Below are 19,895 nucleotides of genomic sequence, written 5' to 3' on the forward strand. Positions count from 1 at the left end.
GGATTCAGGCCTTTTGGCACGTGGGGCACCAGAAGAGGTTGCGGGCGGCGAGATCGGCGGTGCGGATCTCGCCGCCACAGATGTGACAGGGCAGGTTCGCCCTGCGGTAGACGTAGACCTCTCCCCCGTGGTCGTCCACGCGCGGCGGCCGGCCCATCGCCTCGGGGGTGTGTTCCGGGCGGACCGTGTCGATGCGGTTGTTGCGGACGCCCTCCCGCATGAGATCCACGAGGTCGGTCCAGATCGCGTCCCACTCCGTCGCGCCGAGGTCCTTGCCCGTGCGGTACGGATCGATGCCGTGCCGGAAGAGGACTTCCGCGCGGTAGACGTTGCCCACGCCGGCGACGACCTTCTGGTCCATGAGGAGCGCGGCGATCGTCGTACGGCTGCGGGAGACGCGACGGTAGGCGGCCGACGGGTCGGCGTCCGGGCGCAGCGGGTCCGGGCCGAGACGGTCGTGTATGGCGCGCTTCTCGTCGTCCGTGATCAGGGCGCAGGCGGTGGGGCCGCGCAGGTCGACGTACGCGGTGTCGTTCGTGAGGCGGAGGCGGACGGTGTCCGTGGGCGGCGGGGCGGGCGTGCCGCCGAAGCCGACCTTGCCGAACAGGCCCAGGTGGATGTGGATCCACCGCGCCGGGCGGAAGCCGAGGAAGAGGTGCTTGCCGTGGGCCTGTGCCGCGGTCAGGACGGCTCCGTCGAGGAGGGCCGCGGCGTCACCGAACCTGCCCTGGGGGCTGGTGACGCGGACGCCGCGGCCACCGAACGCGGCGAGGTAGTCCTCCGCGAGCCGGTGAATGGTGTGCCCCTCGGGCACCGTTCCTCCTGCTGTTCGTCTCTCGTCCGACGGCCGGATGGCCGCGTCGACAAGCCGACCGGTCGGCCTGTCGAACCTTCGACCCGACCCGTCGGCCGTCGGTGCTACGCCTGCGGCTGCTGCGGGTGGTGGGCCGGAATCGGCGGGAGTTCCCGCGTCTTCTCGTAGTCCGCGAGCATCTCGATGCGGCGGACGTGGCGCTCCTCGCCCGTGAAGGGGGTGTCGAGGAAGGTCTCGACGAACTTCGTCGCCTCTTCCTCGGTGTGCATGCGGGCGCCGACGGAGATGACGTTCGCGTTGTTGTGCTCACGGCCCAGCGCCGCGGTCTGCTCGCTCCAGGCCAATACGGCCCGTACGCCGGCGACCTTGTTCGCGGCGATCTGCTCGCCGTTGCCGGAGCCGCCGATCACGACGCCGAGGGCGCCCGGGTCGGCCACGGTGCGCTCCGCGGCGCGGAGGCAGAACGGCGGATAGTCGTCCTGGGCGTCGTAGATGTGGGGCCCGCAGTCGACGGGCTCGTGGCCGGCGGACTTGAGCCACTCGACGAGGTGGTTCTTCAGTTCGAGACCGGCATGATCGGAGCCGAGATACACGCGCATGGTCCGAGTGTGACACGACCGTTTCCGGTCGGCCTCGCCGGGGGCTGCCCCCGAAATCGGCGAGCAATCCTACAGAACCTCAAGGAAACCTCAAGTAACGATCTGGATTCAAAGGTTCACGAATTCCTTTGCCTCCGTTTCACTGGACCAACTCGTACGCCGGTCCACACGATGGATCAGTGCGTGCCCCGTACACCGCTCGTACGGGTTGGGCGCTCTGTACGGGAATCTGCTCATCCGGCGCAAAGGAATCCCCCTCATGACCTCGCAGCCGACCCCCACGAAGGCCGCACAGGCCCCCGGAGGTCCCGGAGAACCCGGTGGCGGCCTCCAGGCCGGACTCAAGAACCGTCATCTGTCGATGATCGCCATCGGCGGTGTCATCGGCGCCGGGCTCTTCGTGGGCTCCAGTACCGGCATCGCCACCGCGGGCCCCGGCATCCTCCTCTCGTACGCCCTCGTCGGCACCCTCGTGGTGCTGGTGATGCGGATGCTCGGCGAGATGTCCGCCGCCAATCCGACCTCGGGCTCGTTCTCCGCGCACGCCGACCGCGCGCTCGGCCGCTGGGCGGGCTTCTCCATCGGCTGGCTGTACTGGTTCTTCTGGGTGGTGGTGCTGGCCGTGGAGGCCACCGCCGGTGCCAAGATCCTCGAAGGATGGATGCCCGGCGTACCGCAGTGGGGCTGGGCGCTCATCGTGATGGTGGTGCTGACGGCCACCAACCTGGTCTCGGTCGGCTCGTACGGCGAGTTCGAGTTCTGGTTCGCCGGGATCAAGGTCGTGGCGATCGGCGCGTTCATCGTGGTCGGCGCTCTCGCGATCTTCGGAGTGCTGCCGGGTGTGGACGCCCCGAAGGCCGGCCTGGGCAATCTGACCGACCACGGCGGCTTCCTGCCGCACGGTCCCGGCGCGATCCTCACCGGTGTGCTGCTGGTCGTCTTCTCCTTCATGGGCAGCGAGATCGCGACCCTCGCGGCCGGTGAGTCCGAGGACCCGCAGCGGGCCGTCACCAAGTCGACGAACAGCATCATCTGGCGTATCGCCGTCTTCTACCTGGGCTCGATCCTCGTCGTCGTCACCCTGGTGCCGTGGAACGACCCGTCGATCAAGGACAAGGGCTCGTACGTCGCCGCGCTCGACTCGCTCGGCATCGCGCACGCCGGTCAGATCATGAACGTCATCGTGCTGACGTCCGTGCTGTCCTGCCTCAACTCCGGCCTCTACACCGCCTCCCGGATGGCCTTCTCGCTCGGTCAGCGCGGGGACGCGCCGAGGGCGTTCGCCCGGACCACGCGGCGCGGTGTGCCGATGACCGCCATCGTCGTCTCGGTCGTGTTCGGCTTCGTGGCCGTCTTCTTCAACTACAAGTTCCCGGACTCGGTCTTCCTCTTCCTGGTCAACTCCTCCGGTGCGGTGGCCCTGTTCGTGTGGCTCGCCATCTGCTTCTCGCAGCTGCGGATGCGGAAGATCATCGAGCGGGAGGCGCCGGAGAAGCTCGTCGTGCGGATGTGGCTGTACCCGTATCTGACCTGGGCCACCGCGGCGATGATCGTCTTCGTGCTCGGTTACATGCTGACCGACACCGAGCACGACGGCCGGGAGACCGTGCTGCTGTCGCTGCTCGTGGCGGCGATCGTGCTGGTCATCGCGTTCGTCCGGCAGAAGACCGGGGCGGGTGCCCGGTCGGCCGCGCAACCGCTCGCGGACGGCTCCCGCGACGAGACCCGGGCCGAGGCGCGCGCCTGACCCGCCGCCTGAGCCTGAGTGAGGAGGGGCCCGCGGCACATCGCCGCGGGCCCCTCCTCATTCCCTGTGCCTCTTCCGCCTTTCCGCCTCCTCCGCGTCCCCCCGTCGGGCGGCTCAGAGCACGGTGAAGCTGTTCTTGACCTGGTTGTAGACCGTGAGGGCCTGGTCCTCGATCTCCTGGTGGTACCAGGTGTTGATCTGGTACGACTTCCCGTCGGCGTCGAAGCCGAGCAGCCGCGCGTGCCAGCTCACCCCCTTGAGCGTGAAGGTGTACTCCCAGACGACCGCAGTCCGGCCCCGGAACGTCGTCTCCTCCAGCCGGATCTTCCGGTAGTCCTGCCCCTGACGGGCGTTCTGCTCGGAGGTCGTCCAGGTGTCCATCAGATTCCCCTTGGCGAGGGAGGACTTGGCCGCCAGTTCCTGGGCGCCGTCGGGCGAGGTGTAGTGCACCTCGGAGCCGGTCTGCAGATCGCGCCGCCAGCCTCTGGGCGTCACCCACGCGTATCCGCCGGCCTCCCGGTGCGCTCCCGGGGGGAGGCTGGGCGGGCGTGAGGTGCCCTCGACGGTGGGCGCCGGGGACGCCGGGCCTCCGGCGGTGGAGGCCGTCGACGCGGACGAGCCCGCGGACGCACCGGTGCTGCCGCCGGGCGATCCGCCGGTCAGGGCGACGACGGCCCAGACGACGGCTCCCGCCGCGACGACCCCGGCGGCGGCGAATCCGCTACGCCGCCCGGCGCGACCCCGGCTCCGGCCCGCTCCGGGGCCGGACGACGCGGCGGGGTACGGGAGTTCGCCCTGCGGCCGCACTACGGGCACGGGTTCCGTGGGCAGTTGGGAGGGAGGACGCGAGCCGGGCTCCGCGCGCGGTGCGGACGGTGTCAGCGAACTGGGCTCCGCGCGCGGTTCGGAGGGGATTTCGGTGGAGGCGTTGGCGGTCGCCGACGGGTCGGGACTCCCGGGGGTGGAAGGGACGGAAGGGACGGATTCGGGTGCGAGTCCCGGTCCGGATTCGGGTGCGAGTCCCGGTCCCGGTCCCAGTCCGGGTCCGGGTCCGGGTCCGGGTCCGAGTCCGGGTCCGGGTCCGGGTCCCGGTCCGGGTCCGGGTCCGAGTCCCGGTCCGGGTCCGAGTCCCGGTCCGGGTCCGGGTCCGTGTCCGAGTCCCGGTCCGAGTCCCGGTCCGAGTCCCGGTCCGAGTCCCGGTCCGAGTCCCGGTCCGAGTCCCGGTCCGAGTCCCGGTCCGAGTCCCGGTCCCGGTCCCGGTCCCGGTCCGGGTCCCGGTCCGGGTCCAGGTCCGGGTCCGGCGGCCGCCGAATGGTCCGGGGAGTGCTTCGGGGAGCGCCTTGGGATGTGTTCCGGGGAGCGTGCCGGTGAATCCATCCGGAAGTCGGGCGGGCTCTTCCGGGTCGGAGTGGGCCGGATCGGGACGGCGTCGTACACGGAGTGGTACTCCGGCTCGGGTTCGGACGGGGGTTCCGACTCGGGCTCGGGTCCTGGCTCGGGCTCGGGTCCTGGCTCAGGCTCGGGTCCTGGCTCAGGCTCGGGTCCTGGCTCGGGCTCGGGCTCGGGTCCTGGCTCGGGCTCAGGCTCGGGTCCTGCCTCGGGCTCGGACCCGGGTTCAGGCTGGGACTCGGGTTCCGGCTGGGGTTCGGGCTCCGGCTGGGGCTCCGCTGGAGGCACAGGCCCTGGCGTTCGCGGATCGCTCGTGCCGGCGGGCTGTGCGTCCCGAGGCGGAGGGGCCTCGGGAGGAACCGTCGGGGGCTGCCGCGCCGCCCCCGCGAACCGGGCGTCGAGCAGAGCCGCCGTGGGCAACTCCGGGCTGCCCTGCCCCGCGACGGCAGCCCGATCCACCCCTGCGGCCGGCTCACGCCCCGGAGTTGGACCAGCCGCCGGACCAGCCGCCGGATCGGATGCCGGCGCCGGAACCAGATCGGACACCGGGGCCGACTCGGACACCGGGACCGGAACCAGATCGGACACCGCGGCCGACTCGGACACCGGGACCGGAACCAGATCGGACACCGCGGCCGACTCGGACACCGAGGTCGGATCGGATGCCAGGGCCGGATCGGACACCCGCCCGGATGCCGGGTCGGAACGCGGACCGCCGTCCAGAACACGGTCTGAGCCGCCGTCCGGAACACGGTCCGGACCGCCGTCCAAAACGCGATCCGGGTCACCGTCCGGAACGCGATCCGGGCCAAGCGCGCGCGTCGACAGGTGCTCGGGTTCAGGGCGGGGTGGGTGCGCGGGACGGCTCTCAGGCGCAGGTTCGCGTACGGTCCCGGAGCGGACCCCGGGAACAGGTTCGCGTACGGTCCCGGGGCGGACCCCGGGAGCAGGTTCGCGTACGGTCCCGGAGCGGACCCCGGGCGGGCCTTCGCGTTCGGGCCCACCTGTCGGCGGTCCGAGGGGACCCGGAGTGCTCGTCAGTGGCGGACGGACGAGTTCCGCGAGCCCTGCCTCCAGTTCCTCCAGGCCCGGTCGTGTGGTCGGGTCCTTCTCCAGGAGGGCTGCCAGGATCTCCCGCAGCTCGCCTGCCCCGGCCGGGAGTTCGGGCTCCTCGTAGAGAACCGCGTGCAGGGTCGCGAGGGTGGTGGAGCGGGAGAACGGGGAGCGGCCGCCGAGGGCCGCGCAGAGCGTGGCGCCGAGGGACCACACGTCGGAGGGCGGGCCCTGCGGGCGGCCGGAGATCCGCTCGGGGGCCATGTAGTCGGGGGAACCGACCAGCATGCCGGCCATGGTGAGCGCCTCGGCGTCCTGAATCGCGGCGATGCCGAAGTCGGTGAGGACGACACGGTGCCGTCCGGCGCGCTCGACCAGGACGTTGCCCGGCTTGATGTCGCGGTGCAGCACTCCCTGGGCGTGCACCTGGCGCAGTGCCCCGACCAGTTCGAGGCCGACGCGGGTCGCCTCGCGCGCGTCCAGCGGGCCGTCCTCGACCACGATCCGTTCGAGGGAGCGGCCCGCGACGAGCTCCATGACGATCCACAGCCGCTCGCCCGCGTCCACGACGTCGTAGATGCGGACGACGCCTGGATGGTCGATCCGGGCCGTCGCCCTCGCCTCGCGCAGGGTGCGTTCCCGGCGCGTGCGGGTGTCCTCGGGATCGAGTCCGTCGATGCGCATTTCCTTGACCGCGACTTGCCGGTCGAGCATTTCGTCGGCGGCTCGCCACACCCGCCCCATTCCCCCCTGACCAATACTCTCGACCAGTCGATAACGTCCGGTCACCAATAATCCCGGAACACCACCCCGTACGTTCGCCGACAATCTCTGCACCCCCTCAACATCAGCCACAATCGCTCGTCACAACAGAAACACAATGGTCACGCTTCAGGCCGTACCAGCATAGTGCGGAGAAATCTTGTGGTACCTCTTCAAGTACTGCGAATTCAGGCGCAGCGAAGGGGGACGAACATGAGTTCTCGTCGGACGACGACCATTACGGGATCGCTGCTCACGGCATGCTTCTCGACCGTGATGATCCTTTCCTACACCGCCGTCGCGGACGACCAGGGGCCGGGGAGCGGCAAGGGCGGAAAGGCGATGGACAAGCCGCCGGCGGGCGTGAAGGTGACCACGCTGCTGCCGGAGAGGATCTCGGTCGACAACAGTACTCAGAAGACGGCGATGACCGCCACGGTGAAGAATGAGGGGACCAAGGAAAGCGGCGACATCAGGCTGTTGGTGGTCGGATTCGACGGCCTGAAGGTCACGAACGTCAAAGGCTGCACCGCCATGGCCGAAAAGGATCTCCCCAAGGGGTCGAACAGCGGTTTCATCTGTTCCACGGGAAATCTCGCGGCGGGTGCGTCGAAATCGTACGACGTCGACGCGACGTTCGATATGAGCAGGACCGGAAAGATCTGTCTCCCGGTCCAGACGAGCGACGGGAAGAAGACCTACTGGCAGCAGGGCCCGGTTCCGTTCGGCACGACGAACCCGTCGCCGAACGCCCCGGCGACTCCGTTGCTGCTGGGCACCGACAACAAGCCGGTGGCACCGGGCGGCGACCAACTGCCGAGGACCGGGGCCGGAAGCGGGGCCCTGCCGCTCGGTGTGGCGGGCGCGGCACTGATGTCGGCCGGAGCGGCGGGGCTGTGGTGGGCCGGCCGCAGGCCCCGGCAGGAGCGCTGACCGCCGGGCACGCCACGGGGTGAGAACGCGCAGAGGCTCGCCGGGTGAGGTCGGAACACGACCCGGCGAGCCTCTTGTTCGGAACGACGCCGTCACGGACGCGGGTGCCGTCCGGCGGAGGGCACCGCTACGTCACGGACGCGGGCGTCACTTCTTGTCGATGAGCTTCCACGCCGTGGGCAGGACGCCCATGGCCAGGGCGGCCTTGAGGACATCACCGATGAGGAACGGGGTGAGGCCCGCCGCTACGGCCGCGCTCGCCGACATGCCGGTGGCCAGGGCCAGGTAGGGGACGCCGACCGCGTAGACGATCGCCTCGCCGAGCAGCATCGTGCCCGCCATGCGCAGCACGGAACGGTCGGCGCCGCGGTGGGCCAGCGCACCCACGACGGTGGACGCGAGCAGCATGCCGAGGATGTAGCCGAAGGACGGTGCCGCGGCGCCGGAGCCGCCTTCCGCGAACCACGGGACCCCGACCATGCCGACCAGCGCGTACACCGCGAGCGACAGGAAGCCGCGGCGCGCGCCGAGCGCCGTGCCGACGAGCAGCGCGGCGAAGGTCTGGCCGGTCACCGGCACCGGGGAACCCGGGACGGGCAGCGAGATCTGGGCGGCGAGGCCGGTGAGGGCGGCACCGCCGAGCACGAGGGCGACGTCACGGACGCGGGAGGCCGGAAGAAGGTCGGCGAGGACCTCGCCGGGTCGGGAGGGCGTGGCGACAGCGGTGCTCATGAGGACTCCGGCGAACGGGGATACCCCCTTGGCTCACGGGGAGCTCGGGGGGAGGACAGGTCGGGACACGGTGACGCTATCCCAGGGGCATACGGGTGATCACCGTCAGCGCTCGACAAAGCACGGATCCGGAGATTGGTGGGCTCCTTACAAAGAGCGCCCGGCACACCTGCGCGAAGGTGATGCTGGTCACTGAGGTGACGTCGTTTCCGCTACAGGACGGTTCAGGTCCGGCACTGTGGAGAATCACCAAAGCGGCTTGCGCGGCACCGGCCTCCGCCCCGCCCTCGTCGGCCGCTCGCCGGGGCTCGCACGCCGCTGGGTCCGGTGGGCTCACGCCGGGTCCGGTGGGCTCTCCCCTTTCGGGCCGCGAGCGGGAACGGGCCCTGCCTGTCCGGTCCTTGGGCGTACCTGGCAGGCCCCAGGGCCAACCCCCTACCCTTCACCCCATGGTTCCCCAGGCCCTGAACTTCTCGTCGCGTCGCTATGTCGACCTGCGCCGCCAGGGCACCGCCACCTGTCGCCGTCCGTCCTGAGGCGGGGCGGAGCGGATCCGGCTCGCCGAGACGCGACCACAGCGGACCACACCAGGCGCACCTCGCACCCGAGGTGACGTGGCGTACGTGACGGCGCAGTGCCGGACCAGCTCCCGAGGAAGAACCCCATGGCCAGTACCGTGGCACCCCCTTCGACGTCCCCGCCCTCCCCCGTACTCGACCGGCGCCGGGCCAGCGCCAGCGTGATCCTGCGGTCCGTGCTGGAGCACGGACCGGTCGCCCGCAGCACCATCTCCCGGCTGACCGGACTCTCCCCGGCGTCGGTGACCGACTACTGCGCCCGGTTCACCGAACGGGGTCTGATCCGGGAGGCCGCCGCGCCCCTCCGGTCGGGCGGGGTCGGGCGTCCGCATCTCCCGGTCGACCTGGACCGCTCCCGGTTCGTGGTCGGCGGAGTGCACGTGGCCGTGCCGTACACGACCGTCGCGCTGCTGGACCTGCGCGGGCGCGTCCTCGCCGAGAGGCGTCTGCGGCACGACCGCACCGAGCCGGGCCCGGTTCTCGCGAACGCCGCGGACGGGATCACCGCCCTCCTCGCGGGCTTCCCCGGCCGTACCGCCCTGGGCGTCGGGGTGGCGGCCGGCGGCTGGGTCGACCCGGACTCCGGCACGATCGTGGAGCACACGCTGCTGGGCTGGCGCGACGTGGCTGTCGCGGAGGCCATCGCGGCCCGCACCGGACTGCCGGTCCATGTGGACGGCCACGCGCGGGCGTTGGTCAACGGGGAGCGGCTGTTCGGGCGGGCCCGGGGCAGCCGGAGCGTGCTGCATCTCTTTGTCGGCAATGTGGTGGATGCCGCCTTCGCCACCCACGACCAGGTGCACTACGGGCCGCGCTCGCAGGCCGGCGCGATCGCCCATCTGCCCCTGACGGGAGGGTCGGAGCGCTGCGACTGCGGGCGGACGGGGTGCCTCCAGGCCGAACTGAGCGAACGGACCCTGTGCCGGCGGGCCCGGGAGCTGGGTGTCATCGGCGGCTCGAATCCCCAGCACGTGCTCTCCGCTGCGGCCGACGGCGACCCGATGGCCGTACGGCTGCTGCTGGAGCGGTCCCGGATGGTCGGACGGGCGGCGGGGCTGCTGCTCGACGTGCTCAACCCGGAGACGGTCGTCGTCACCGAGATCGGTGCCGTGCACCGGGAGGACTGCCTCGGCGCGCTGCGCGAGGCGGTGGGCCCGGAGCGGGCGTCCGCTGTCGTCCCGACCAGCTTCCCGGATTCGGTGCTGGCCGTCGCGGGCGGTTCGGTCGTGCTCGACGTCCTGTACCGCGATCCGCTGGGCTCCTCGGGCTCGCGCCCGGGCTCCTAAGGGCTGTCCCGTCATCCCCGGCGGGCGCACGTCCGGGCTCTTCGGGCTCCCCACCGGGAGCGAATTAATTCAGGAAGTCGGAATGTTGACAGGGCTCGTTCCCGGACAGGAGCATCATGGGCATGAGCAGCGCGCGGGTGCAGGTTCCGCTCACCAAGTGCCGTGTGGTCGACCTGATGCGGGTCGCACGCACACGTTGTTGCTGACCCCTTGTCGCCGACCGGTCGCCCCTGACGTCTCGTCACCGGCACCGTGTCGCCGATCTTTTGAGACGCCGACGAGCTGAGGCGCCGATCCGTCGGCCGGCCGTTCCGCTCTCCGGCTGATCCGCGAGAGCGCGGGGTCCACCCGACGGCCTTCACCTGAAGGCCACCCGGCCTCGTCACGCCCTCACGCCTCGCACGCTCCACGGAGCGGCCGGCCGACGCCCTCCGCCGCGCGTGCCGTCCGGCTGCCGTCTCCCTGGTCGCCCGTCTCCTCAGGCACGCCACCGGCGTGTGTCCTCCCGGCGCGCTCGCCATCCCTCCGGCTTCGCCCTGCCCGGAACTCCGCGCGCCCTCCCGCCACTTGGAATCCCCGGAGTCTTTCCATGCCACCACGGTCGTCGCAGTCGCCCTTGTCCTCCTCGTCCCCCTCCAGGTCCGGTCTCGACCGGCGTGTGTTCCTGTCCTCCCTGCTCGGTGCGGCCGCCGCGGCCGGGCTGAGCGGTTGCGCCGGTGCCAGTGCGGCCGACGCCCGCTCCCAGGGAGACCTGTCGGCGCCCCTGTCCGAGAAGGTGCCGCGGGGGACCAAGCTCTCCATCGCCTCGTACCAAGGCGTCCAGGAACTCCAGTTGAAGCTGGCGGGGCTGGCCGGGCTGCCGTTCACCGTCTCCGACTGGGTGAACATCGGCGCCGGTCCCGACGTCATCAACGCCTTCCGCGCCAAGTCCCTGGACGTCGGGAACAACGCGGGCATCCCGCCGATCCAGGCGCACTTCCAGGGCTTCGACGCGAAGATCGTCGCGATCAACATCACCCGCAAGCCCAACTACCTGTTCGCCACCAAGCCCGGCAGCGACATCCGGGACGTGCGGGACTTCAAGGGCAAAAAGCTGGCCTTCTCACAGGGCCAGGCGCAAGGTGTCGTCCTGCTGCGCGCCCTCAAGCAGGCCGGCATCGCCTACGACGACGTGAACCTCGTACCGCTGACCAGCAACCAGTTCCTCACCGCGCTGCAGGCCGGCCAGGTGGACATCGCGCCACTCGCCAACAGCCAGAGTCCGGCCTACCTCAAGCAGTACGGACCGAAGGGCGCCCACGCCATCGCCACCGACGTGGTGGACCTGCTCAACCTGCTCTGGGCGCCGGCCTCGGTGCTGGCCGACCGCGCGAAGGCCGCCGCGGTCGCCGCGTACATCCCGAGCTGGGCGAAGGGCCAGGTGTGGGCGTACGAGCACCCCGACGCCTGGAACGAGGAGTTCTACGTCAAGACGCAGAACCTGACGCTCGCCCAGGCGCAGTCGATCACCGCGCTCGCCAACAAGCCGCTGTTCCCCCCGAGTTGGGACGAGGCGATCAAGTGGGAACAGGAGACCGCCGATCTGCTGGCAGCGGGCGGCTTCGTGAAGGGGTTCAAGGTCGGCTCGCTCTTCGACCGGCGCTTCGAGGCCATCGCGGCCAAGTCCGTACCCGCGGAATACCGGAGGTGACGGCCATGACGACCAGGACCGAACAGGCCCCGGCCCGCGCCCCGGCCGCGAGGACAGCGACCGCGCCGGTCGAGACGGAGGCGGCCGGGACGGGGGCGGAGGCGGCCGGGACGGACAGTCGTCGGTTCCGTCGGGCCCCTCGTCCCCGGCGTCGCGGCCTCGCGCCCGGCAAACGGCTGCCCGCTTCCCGGCTCATCGGCCCCGCCCTGTTCCTCGCCCTGTGGGCCGTCGCGTCCGCCGCCGGACAACTGGACCCGGGCGCGATTCCCGCGCCCTGGACGGTCCTGAGGACCACCGGTCATCTGTGGACCGACGGCACCCTGCCCACCGATGTGCTGACGTCCCTGGAGCGCGCGGGATACGGGTTCGCGTTCGGCCTGGCCGCCGGGGTCGTCCTCGCCCTCGCGTCCGGGCTCAGCCGGGTCGGGGAGGCGCTGATCGACGGGACCGTGCAGCTCAACCGGGCGATCCCGACCCTCGGTCTGATCCCGCTGTTCATCCTCTGGCTGGGCATCGGCGAGACCTTCAAGATCGCGATCATCGCCATCGTCGTCTACATCCCGATCTACCTGAACCTGCACTCCGCCCTGGCCGGCATCGACCACCGGTATGTGGAACTCGCCGAGGTGCAGGGGCTGTCGAGGATCCGTTTCGTGCGGGAGATCGTGATCCCCGGCGCGCTGCCCGGCTTCTTCGTCGGGCTGCGGCTCGGGGTGACCGGCTCCTGGCTCTCCCTCGTCGTCCTGGAGCAGATCAACGCCACCAGCGGCCTCGGCTACATGATGTTCCAGGCCCAGAACTACGGCCGGACCGACATCATCCTCGTCGGTCTGCTGATCTACGGCATCTTCGGGCTCGTCTCCGACAGCGCGGTTCGTCTCATCGAACGAAAGGTGCTGTCGTGGCGACGCACACTCAGCAGCTGACCCGCTCCCATACGGTCCAACTGCGTGGCCTCACCAGGTCGTTCGAGGGTCGCACGGTCCTCGACGGAATCGACCTCGACCTCCCGGCGGGCCAGTTCACCGCCCTGCTCGGACACAGCGGCTCCGGCAAGAGCACGCTGCTGCGCGCCATCGCCGGCCTGGATCACGGCGTCGCCGGGAGCGGGCGGCTCACCGCCCCGGACCGGGTGTCCGTCGTCTTCCAGGACTCCCGGCTGCTGCCCTGGCGCCGTGTCCTCGACAACGTCCTGCTCGGCACGGACGGCCGGGAGGCGGCGGAGAAGGGCCGCTCCGCCCTCGCCGAAGTGGGACTCGCGGGGCGTGAACGGGCCTGGCCCAACGAGCTGTCCGGCGGTGAGGCACAGCGCGCCGCCCTGGCCCGTTCCCTCGTACGGGAACCCGAACTGCTCCTCGCCGACGAACCGTTCGGGGCGCTGGACGCGCTCACCCGGATCCGGATGCACGTACTGCTGCGCGAACTGTGGGAGCGCCACCGGCCGTCCGTGCTGCTCGTCACGCACGACGTGGACGAGGCGATCGTGCTGGCCGACCGGGTGCTCGTGCTCGACCGCGGCCGCATCGGACTCGATCTGCCCATCGACCGCCCGCACCCCCGCTCGTACCGCGATCCGCTGCTCGGCGAGTACCGCGAACGCCTGCTGAACGCCCTCGGGGTGACCGAGGACGTGACGGGGCCACCGGAGCCGTCGAAAAGCGGAGGAACGGCGGCGAACCCCACCGCGGAACCGGACCGGGCGACGGCACGGCCCGCCGCGGGACCGGACGGAACGGCGGACGACGTCGCCGGGCACGACGTGTCCGAGCACCGGAAGGAGAAGCACCCGTGACCAGCCCGCGCAGACTCCATCTCAACGCCTTCCTGATGAACACCGGTCACCACGAGGCCTCCTGGCGGCTCCCGGAGAGCGACCCGTACGCCCATGTCGAGACGGCCCACTACGTACGTCTCGCGCGGATCGCCGAACGCGGCACCTTCGACTCCCTCTTCCTCGCCGACGGCCCGGTCCTCTTCAACAGCGTGGGCCAGCGCCCGTCCGGCGCGCTCGAACCCATCACCCTGCTCACCGCGCTGGCCACCGCGACCGAGCACATCGGCCTGATCGCCACCGCCTCCACGTCCTACAACTCCCCCTACAACCTGGCCCGCAGACTCGCCTCCCTCGACCACATCAGCGGTGGCCGCGCGGGCTGGAACATCGTCACCACCGCAGGGGCGGAGGCCGCCCGCAACTTCGGTCTCGACGACGAGCCCGCGCACGCCACCCGCTACGAGCGCGCCGCCGAGTTCCTGGACGTGACGCTCAAGCTCTGGGACAGCTGGGAGGACGACCTGGTCCTCGCCGACAAGGCGGCGGGCGTCTGGGGCGACCCGGGCAAGATCCATCCCGCGCGCCACAAGGGGACGTACTTCAGTGTGGAGGGCGCCCTCAACGTGCCGCGCACACCGCAGGGTCACCCGCTTCTCGTGCAGGCGGGCTCCTCGGAGGACGGCAAACGGTTCGCGGCCCGGTACGCGGAAGCGGTGTTCACCGCCCAGCAGACCCTGGCGGACGCCCAGGAGTTCTACGCCGACCTCAAGTCCCGTACCGCACGGGCCGGCCGGAATCCGGACCACATCAAGGTCCTGCCCGGCATCGTCCCGGTCATCGGCTCGACCGAGGCGGAGGCGCGCGCCCAGGAACGCGTCCTCGAGGACCACATCGTGTACGAGCACGGACTGAACCGCCTGGAGCATCTGCTCCACCTGGAGCCGGGCACCCTCGGCCTCGACGCACAGCTGCCCGCCGACCTTCCGCCGGAGAGCGCGATCGAGGGGGCCAAGAGCCGCTACACCCTCGTCGTGGAGCTGGCCCGGCGCGAGCGGCTGACCGTGCGCGAGCTGATCGGCCGGCTCGGCGGCGGGCGGGGCCATCTGACCTTCGCCGGCACACCCGAGCAGGTCGCCGACGCGATCGAGGAGTGGTTCCGGGGCGGCGCCGCCGACGGCTTCAACATCATGCCCGCCGTGCTGCCCTCCGGCCTCGACCTCTTCGTGGACCACGTGGTGCCGATCCTGCGCGACCGGGGTCTGCTGCGCCGGGAGTACGGACCCCGGCAGACCCTGCGGGAGCGCTACGGCCTCCCGCGCCCGGCCAACCAGTACGCGCTCCCGTCCCTGGCCACCGCTCCGGCCCCCACCGCGGAACCGACACCCGCGACCGCCCACGCCTGACCGCACGCCCGCCCGTCCGATCCGCCGTTCCGAAAGGACCCGCACCCCATGACAGACATCGAGATCCAGAAGGTCACCGCGCACATCGGTGCCCGTGTCTCCGGCGTCGACATCTCCAAACCCCTGGACGACATCACCACCGCCGCCCTGCGCACCGCGCTCAACCAGCACAAGGCGCTGGTCTTCGACGACGTCGACCTGGACGACGAGGGCCAGCAGGCCTTCGCACGCCACTTCGGCGACCTCACCACGGCGCACCCCACGGTTCCCGCGGTGGCCGGCGCCCCGAACGTACTGCCCGTCGACAGCGAGCGGGGCCGCGCCAACCACTGGCACACCGACGTGACCTTCGTGCTCAACCCGCCGCAGGCCAGCACCCTGCGCAGCATCACCGTGCCGCCGTACGGCGGTGAGACGCTCATCGCCAACTCCGCCGCCGCCTACCGCGATCTGCCCGAACCGCTCCGCGCGCTCGCCGACACCCTGTGGGCCGAGCACACCAACGACTACGACTACGCGGTGCCGGACGAGAACATCGACGAGGAACAGGCCGCGCAGCGGGCCCAGTTCACGTCCATCACGTTCCGCACCGTCCACCCGGTCGTGCGGGTCCACCCGCTGACCGGTGAACGCGGGCTGTTCATCGGCGGGTTCGCCCAGCGGATCGCCGGGCTGTCGGTGGGCGAGTCCCGCAAGATCCTCGACCTGCTCCAGTCGTACGTCACCCGGCCCGAGAACATCCTGCGCTGGCGCTGGTCCCCGAACCAGCTCGTCCTGTTCGACAACCGGATCACCCAGCACTACGCGATCGACAACTACGACGGTCTGCCGCGCCGGCTGCACCGTGTGACGGTCGCCGGTGACGTGCCCGTCGGCATCGAGGGCAAGGAGAGCCACTCGATCGCGGGCGACGCCTCGCACTACACCTCGGTGGCCGCATGACGTTGTTCCCGGCGACGGCCGACCCGGTCCGGCGGCGGGCGCGTGCCCGCGCCTGACCGGTGTGCCACCTCACCGAAGGGGCCCTCGCGTGACGCCGTTCGTCACGCGAGGGCCCCTTCGCGCGTCCGGACGCGAATCCCCGGACGTCACGGGGCGCACGGCACATGGAGCGAGAGCAGGGCGGCCGCACCGTCCTCCACCCGGAGTCCGGTGATCGCCGCGTTGCCGAGGCTCGGCAGGACCCGGCGGTACTCGCCCAGCGGGATGGACGGGACCGTGCACAGCACCAGGCGCAGCAGGGTGTTGTGACCCCACCGCCGGCCCCGCGAGCGCATACGCTCGCGGGGCCGGCGTCCGGCACCCGGACGCTTCTCGTACGGAGGTGTCGCCGTGGATGTGCGCTGCCCGAACTGCGGAGGACCGCTGCAGACGTTCCGCAGGCTGACCAGGGACGAGGAGGCGGCCGTACGACGGATCAAGCAGGTGGACGACCCCGCCGCCTACCATCGCTGCACCCGTCCGGGCTGCCGCCGCTTCCAGCGCTGGAGCAACTGGCGCGACGGCGACAACTTTCCCGAGCCCAAGACCACGTAGTCCGAGGCCACGTAGCCCAAGACCACGTAGCCCAGGACCACGTAGTCCAGGACCGCCCGGGGTCGAGGTCCCCTACAGGTTGCTGAAGTCCGGTCCCGCCGTGCGCGTGCGCTTGATCTCGTAGAAGCCCGGCACCGAGGCGACCATGAGCGTGCCGTCCCAGAGCTTGGCGGCCTCCTCGCCCTTGGGGGCCGGGGTGACGACCGGGCCGAAGAAGGCGAGCTGCTCGCCGTCGGAACCGGGGACGGCGATGACCGGGGTGCCGACGTCCTGGCCGACCTTGTCGATGCCCTCCTTGTGGGAGGCGCGCAGCTCGGCGTCGAACTCGAAGTTCTCCTGGTCGGCGTAGTCGATCAGGTCGGCGGGAAGCCCGACCTCCTGGAGGGCGCCGGCTATCGCCTCCTTGGTCGGACCCGCGCCGTCGTTGTGGAAGCGGGTGCCGAGCGCGGTGTACAGCGGGCCGAGGACGTCGTCGCCGTGCTTCTGCCAGGCGGCGGTGACCACCCGGACGGACTGCCACGCCGTGGTCGCGAGCATCTCGCGGTAGTGGTCGGGAAGCTCGTCCAGCTTGGGCTCGTTCAGTACGGCGAGGCTCATGATGTGCCAGCGGACCTCGATGTCGCGGACCTTCTCCACTTCCAGCACCCATCGCGAGGTCATCCAGGCCCAGGGGCACAGCGGATCGAACCAGAAGTCGACGGGGGTCTTGCCGGAACTGGTCTGAGCGGTCTGCTCGGGCATGGCTCTCCTCGGAACGCGGTGTTTCTCCTGGCAACACCGGCACGCGCCCGCGTCATTCCCGCGTGTCCGCGCGATTCCGACGGGGCCGAGGGATTCCCCTGCGTCTGCGCCGTGACAGCGCCCGCCGTAAGGAGCACATGGCAGGATCGGCCCTGTTCGCACATGTCTATGACGCCATGAGGGAGTGCCGCCGTGCCCGGTGAGAATCTGTCCCGCGACGAGGCCCAGGAACGGGCGGCACTGCTGTCCGTCGACAGCTACGACGTCTTCCTCGACCTGCGCTCGGCCGTCGGGGGGACGGAGCCCGGCGCGGCGGCCGGCGAGCCCCGCACCTTCCGCTCGGTCACCACGCTCCGCTTCCGCTGCGCCGAGCCGGGCGGCACGAGCTTCGCGGACCTCATCGCCCCGCGTGTGACGGCCGTCTCACTGAACGGCCGGGACCTCGACCCGGGCGAGGTCTTCGACGGCTCCCGGATCCTGCTGGAGGACCTCGCCGCCGAGAACGAACTCGTGGTGGACGCCCAGTGCGCCTACTCCCGCACCGGCGAGGGCATGCACCGCTTCGTCGACCCCGAGGACGGCGAGGTGTACCTGTACACGCAGTACGAGCCCGCCGACGCCCGGCGCGTCTTCGCGAACTTCGAGCAGCCCGACCTCAAGGCGCCGTTCCGCTTCGAGGTGCAGGCCCCCGAGGGCTGGACCGCCTGGAGCAACGGCCTCGGTGAACTGGCCGACGGGGTCTGGAAGTTCGCCGAGACGAAGCCGATCTCGACGTACATCACGGCGGTCGTGGCGGGCCCGTACCACTACGTGACCGACTCCTACACCCGCACCTTCGACGACGGTACGAAGCTGGAGATCCCCCTCGGCGCCATGTGCCGCAAGGGCCTGGCCCCCCACTTCGACGCCGACGACGTGTTCCTGGTGACCAAGCAGGGGCTGGACTTCTTCCACGACCACTTCGACTACCCGTACCCCTTCGGGAAGTACGACCAGGCGTTCGTGCCCGAGTACAACCTCGGCGCAATGGAGAACCCGGGTCTCGTCACCTTCCGCGAGGAGTACATCTTCCGCGGCAAGGTGACGCAGACGTCGTACGAGGCGCGGGCGAACGTCATCCTGCACGAGATGGCGCACATGTGGTTCGGCGACCTGGTCACGATGGTGTGGTGGGACGACCTGTGGCTGAAGGAGTCCTTCGCCGACTTCATGGGCACGTTCGCGAACGTGGGCGCGACCCGCTTCACCGACGCCTGGATCACGTTCGCCAACCGCCGCAAGGCCTGGGCCTACCGCGCGGACCAGCTGCCGTCCACCCACCCGATCACGGCCGACATCCGTGACCTGCAGGACGCCAAACTGAACTTCGACGGCATCACCTACGCCAAGGGCGCCTCGGTCCTGAAGCAGTTGGTGGCGTACGTCGGGCAGGACGCCTTCCTGGAGGGCGCCCGCCGCTACTTCAAGCGGAACGCGTACGGCAACACGCGCGTCGGCGATCTGCTGTCGGCCCTGGAGGAGACGAGCGGGCGGGACATGGCCGCCTGGTCCCGGTCCTGGCTCCAGACCGCGGGCGTCAACTCCCTCACCCCGCAGGTGATCCTGAGCGCCGAAGGACGCGTCGCCGAGCTGGGAATCGTCCAGGAGGCCGCCGAGTCCCATCCCGAACTGCGCCCGCACCGCGTGGCCGTGGGCCTGTACCGGCGGTCGCCGGGCGAGGGCGGGGACGGCTCGCTCGTCCGTTACGCGCGCGCCGAGGTGGATGTCGACGGGCCGCGCACGATCGTCACCGAACTGGCCGGCGCGGCGGCCCCCGATCTGGTCCTCGTCAACGACGACGACCTCACGTACTGCAAGATCCGCTTCGACGAGGGCTCGCTGGCCACCCTGCGGGACGCGCTCGGCGAGATGACCGACCCGCTCGCCCGGGCCCTGTGCTGGTCCGCGCTGTGGAACCTCACGCGCGACGCGCTGCTGCCCGCCCGGGACTTCATCGCTCTGGTGCTGCGTTTCGCGGGCCGCGAGTCCGACATCGGTGTGCTCCAGATGCTGCACGCCTGGGCGAACTCCGCGCTCGTCAACTACGTGGCGCCCGACTGGCGCGCGCAGGGCGCCCAACTGCTCGCCGAGGGCGCGCTGAAGGAGCTGCGGCTGGCCGAGCCCGGTGGCCAGCATCAGCTCGCCTGGGCCCGCTTCTTCGCCGACGTGGCGTCGAGCGAGGCCGATGTCCGGCTGCTCCAGGGCCTGTTGGAGGGGACGGCCGAGATCGACGGCCTCGAGGTCGACCAGGAGCTGCGCTGGGCGTTCCTGGAGCCGCTGGCCGCGCGGGGCGCCGCCGACGAGTCCGTCCTCGCCGCCGAACTCGCCCGCGACGACACGGCGTCCGGCAAGCGGCACCAGGTCCGCTGTCTCGCCGCCCGCCCCTCGGTGGCGGTCAAGGCCCAGGCCTGGGCGGCCGTCGTGGAGTCCGACGCGCTGTCCAACGCGCTCGTCGAGGCGACCATCTCGGGCTTCGCCCAGCCGTCCCGGCGGGACCTGCTCGCGCCGTACGCCGCCAAGTACTTCGCCGCGATCGAGCGCGTCTGGGCGGAGCGGTCCATCCAGATCGGCATGGACGTGGTCCGGGGACTGTTCCCCTCGCTCCAGGACTCCCCGGAGACCCTGGAGGCGACCGACGCCTGGCTCGGGTCGCACGAGGACGCGCCGCCCGCGCTGCGCCGGCTGGTGCTGGAGGCGCGGGACGATCTGGCGCGGGCGCTGCGCGGGCAGGCCCGCGACATCGCCGCGGCGGGCTGATCGGCCCGCCCACGCGAACCGCGTCCGGGCGGACCGATCACCCGCCCCACGCGAACCGCGCA

General features: G+C 71.0%; 15 protein-coding genes and 1 pseudogene. 10 read left to right on the plus strand and 6 right to left on the minus strand.

Annotation, left to right across the window (positions count from 1 at the left end; translation table 11 throughout):
* Positions 1–4 precede the first annotated feature (4 nt).
* Together ACIQRL_RS04830 and ACIQRL_RS04835 are read right to left on the minus strand one after the other, a co-directional pair.
* Positions 5–814: an Fpg/Nei family DNA glycosylase gene (locus ACIQRL_RS04830; protein WP_401327012.1), complete on the minus strand. Its 810-nt coding sequence runs from the start codon at positions 812–814 to the stop codon at positions 5–7.
* 104 nt (positions 815–918) lie between these two features.
* Complete coding sequence (locus ACIQRL_RS04835; RefSeq protein ID WP_401327014.1) at positions 919–1,413, minus strand: ribose-5-phosphate isomerase; 495 nt, start codon at positions 1,411–1,413, stop codon at positions 919–921.
* 259 nt (positions 1,414–1,672) lie between these two features.
* On the opposite strand from ACIQRL_RS04835, the gene ACIQRL_RS04840 reads away from it, so the two are divergent.
* Positions 1,673–3,160, plus strand: coding sequence for an amino acid permease (locus ACIQRL_RS04840; RefSeq protein ID WP_401327017.1), 1,488 nt, complete (start codon positions 1,673–1,675; stop codon positions 3,158–3,160).
* 114 nt (positions 3,161–3,274) lie between these two features.
* Here ACIQRL_RS04840 and ACIQRL_RS04845 read toward each other — a convergent pair whose 3' ends face one another.
* On the minus strand, positions 3,275–6,346 hold the full coding sequence (locus ACIQRL_RS04845; protein WP_401327020.1) for a protein kinase: 3,072 nt from the start codon (positions 6,344–6,346) through the stop codon (positions 3,275–3,277).
* 231 nt (positions 6,347–6,577) lie between these two features.
* Between ACIQRL_RS04845 and ACIQRL_RS04850 the strand changes: the two genes are divergently transcribed.
* Positions 6,578–7,297 carry an LPXTG cell wall anchor domain-containing protein gene (locus ACIQRL_RS04850; RefSeq protein ID WP_401327023.1) on the plus strand — a complete coding sequence of 240 codons (720 nt, stop codon included), beginning with the start codon at positions 6,578–6,580 and terminating at the stop codon, positions 7,295–7,297.
* 147 nt (positions 7,298–7,444) lie between these two features.
* On the opposite strand, the gene ACIQRL_RS04855 is transcribed toward ACIQRL_RS04850, so the two are convergent.
* Positions 7,445–8,029: a biotin transporter BioY gene (locus tag ACIQRL_RS04855; RefSeq protein WP_401327025.1), complete on the minus strand. Its 585-nt coding sequence runs from the start codon at positions 8,027–8,029 to the stop codon at positions 7,445–7,447.
* A gap of 664 nt (positions 8,030–8,693) precedes the next feature.
* Between ACIQRL_RS04855 and ACIQRL_RS04860 the strand changes: the two genes are divergently transcribed.
* From ACIQRL_RS04860 to ACIQRL_RS04885, 6 genes are all read left to right on the plus strand, one after another.
* The gene (locus ACIQRL_RS04860) at positions 8,694–9,893 is read left to right on the plus strand and encodes an ROK family protein (protein WP_401327028.1); all 1,200 of its coding nucleotides are present in this window, start codon (positions 8,694–8,696) and stop codon (positions 9,891–9,893) included.
* Positions 9,894–10,482: 589 nt separating this feature from the next.
* Positions 10,483–11,583 (plus strand): ABC transporter substrate-binding protein, encoded by a 1,101-nt coding sequence (locus ACIQRL_RS04865; protein WP_401327030.1) that lies wholly within the window; start codon positions 10,483–10,485, stop codon positions 11,581–11,583.
* Positions 11,584–11,588: 5 nt separating this feature from the next.
* A complete protein-coding gene (locus ACIQRL_RS04870) occupies positions 11,589–12,509 on the plus strand; it encodes an ABC transporter permease (protein ID WP_401327032.1) in 921 nt (306 codons plus the stop codon).
* Positions 12,485–13,375, plus strand: coding sequence for an ABC transporter ATP-binding protein (locus ACIQRL_RS04875; protein ID WP_401327034.1), 891 nt, complete (start codon positions 12,485–12,487; stop codon positions 13,373–13,375). The genes ACIQRL_RS04870 and ACIQRL_RS04875 overlap by 25 nt, the downstream gene beginning before the upstream one ends.
* Positions 13,372–14,760 carry an LLM class flavin-dependent oxidoreductase gene (locus ACIQRL_RS04880; protein ID WP_401327036.1) on the plus strand — a complete coding sequence of 463 codons (1,389 nt, stop codon included), beginning with the start codon at positions 13,372–13,374 and terminating at the stop codon, positions 14,758–14,760. The genes ACIQRL_RS04875 and ACIQRL_RS04880 overlap by 4 nt, the downstream gene beginning before the upstream one ends.
* 48 nt (positions 14,761–14,808) lie before the next feature.
* Entirely contained in the window at positions 14,809–15,702 is an 894-nt protein-coding gene (locus ACIQRL_RS04885; RefSeq protein ID WP_401327039.1) for a TauD/TfdA dioxygenase family protein, read from the plus strand.
* Between the two features lie 146 nt (positions 15,703–15,848).
* On the opposite strand, the pseudogene ACIQRL_RS04890 reads toward ACIQRL_RS04885, so the two are convergent.
* Positions 15,849–16,010, minus strand: a pseudogene (locus ACIQRL_RS04890) (histidine phosphatase family protein); the annotation flags it as partial.
* Between the two features lie 82 nt (positions 16,011–16,092).
* Between ACIQRL_RS04890 and ACIQRL_RS04895 the strand changes: the two are divergent.
* On the plus strand, positions 16,093–16,296 hold the full coding sequence (locus tag ACIQRL_RS04895; protein ID WP_401327040.1) for a hypothetical protein: 204 nt from the start codon (positions 16,093–16,095) through the stop codon (positions 16,294–16,296).
* A gap of 72 nt (positions 16,297–16,368) precedes the next feature.
* Here ACIQRL_RS04895 and ACIQRL_RS04900 read toward each other — a convergent pair whose 3' ends face one another.
* A complete protein-coding gene (locus ACIQRL_RS04900) occupies positions 16,369–17,037 on the minus strand; it encodes a DsbA family protein (RefSeq protein WP_401327043.1) in 669 nt (222 codons plus the stop codon).
* A gap of 192 nt (positions 17,038–17,229) precedes the next feature.
* Here ACIQRL_RS04900 and pepN point away from each other — a divergent pair, with 192 nt between their 5' ends.
* A complete protein-coding gene (pepN, locus tag ACIQRL_RS04905; RefSeq protein WP_401327046.1) occupies positions 17,230–19,833 on the plus strand; it encodes an aminopeptidase N in 2,604 nt (867 codons plus the stop codon).
* The last annotated feature ends 62 nt before the right edge of the window (positions 19,834–19,895 follow it).

The organism is Streptomyces sp. NPDC091209, from assembly GCF_044757755.1.
Lineage (GTDB): Bacteria > Actinomycetota > Actinomycetes > Streptomycetales > Streptomycetaceae > Streptomyces.

Excerpts from the sequence above, each read along its gene's own strand:
- ACIQRL_RS04885 (WP_401327039.1), top strand. The coding sequence starts at position 14,809 with ATGACAGACATCGAGATCCAGAAGGTCACCGCGCACATCGGTGCCCGT.
- ACIQRL_RS04845 (WP_401327020.1), bottom strand. The coding sequence starts at position 6,346 with ATGGGGCGGGTGTGGCGAGCCGCCGACGAAATGCTCGACCGGCAAGTC.
- ACIQRL_RS04860 (WP_401327028.1), top strand. The coding sequence starts at position 8,694 with ATGGCCAGTACCGTGGCACCCCCTTCGACGTCCCCGCCCTCCCCCGTA.
- ACIQRL_RS04855 (WP_401327025.1), bottom strand. The coding sequence starts at position 8,029 with ATGAGCACCGCTGTCGCCACGCCCTCCCGACCCGGCGAGGTCCTCGCC.
- ACIQRL_RS04870 (WP_401327032.1), top strand. The coding sequence starts at position 11,589 with ATGACGACCAGGACCGAACAGGCCCCGGCCCGCGCCCCGGCCGCGAGG.
- ACIQRL_RS04840 (WP_401327017.1), top strand. The coding sequence starts at position 1,673 with ATGACCTCGCAGCCGACCCCCACGAAGGCCGCACAGGCCCCCGGAGGT.
- ACIQRL_RS04835 (WP_401327014.1), bottom strand. The coding sequence starts at position 1,413 with ATGCGCGTGTATCTCGGCTCCGATCATGCCGGTCTCGAACTGAAGAAC.
- ACIQRL_RS04900 (WP_401327043.1), bottom strand. The coding sequence starts at position 17,037 with ATGCCCGAGCAGACCGCTCAGACCAGTTCCGGCAAGACCCCCGTCGAC.
- ACIQRL_RS04865 (WP_401327030.1), top strand. The coding sequence starts at position 10,483 with ATGCCACCACGGTCGTCGCAGTCGCCCTTGTCCTCCTCGTCCCCCTCC.
- ACIQRL_RS04850 (WP_401327023.1), top strand. The coding sequence starts at position 6,578 with ATGAGTTCTCGTCGGACGACGACCATTACGGGATCGCTGCTCACGGCA.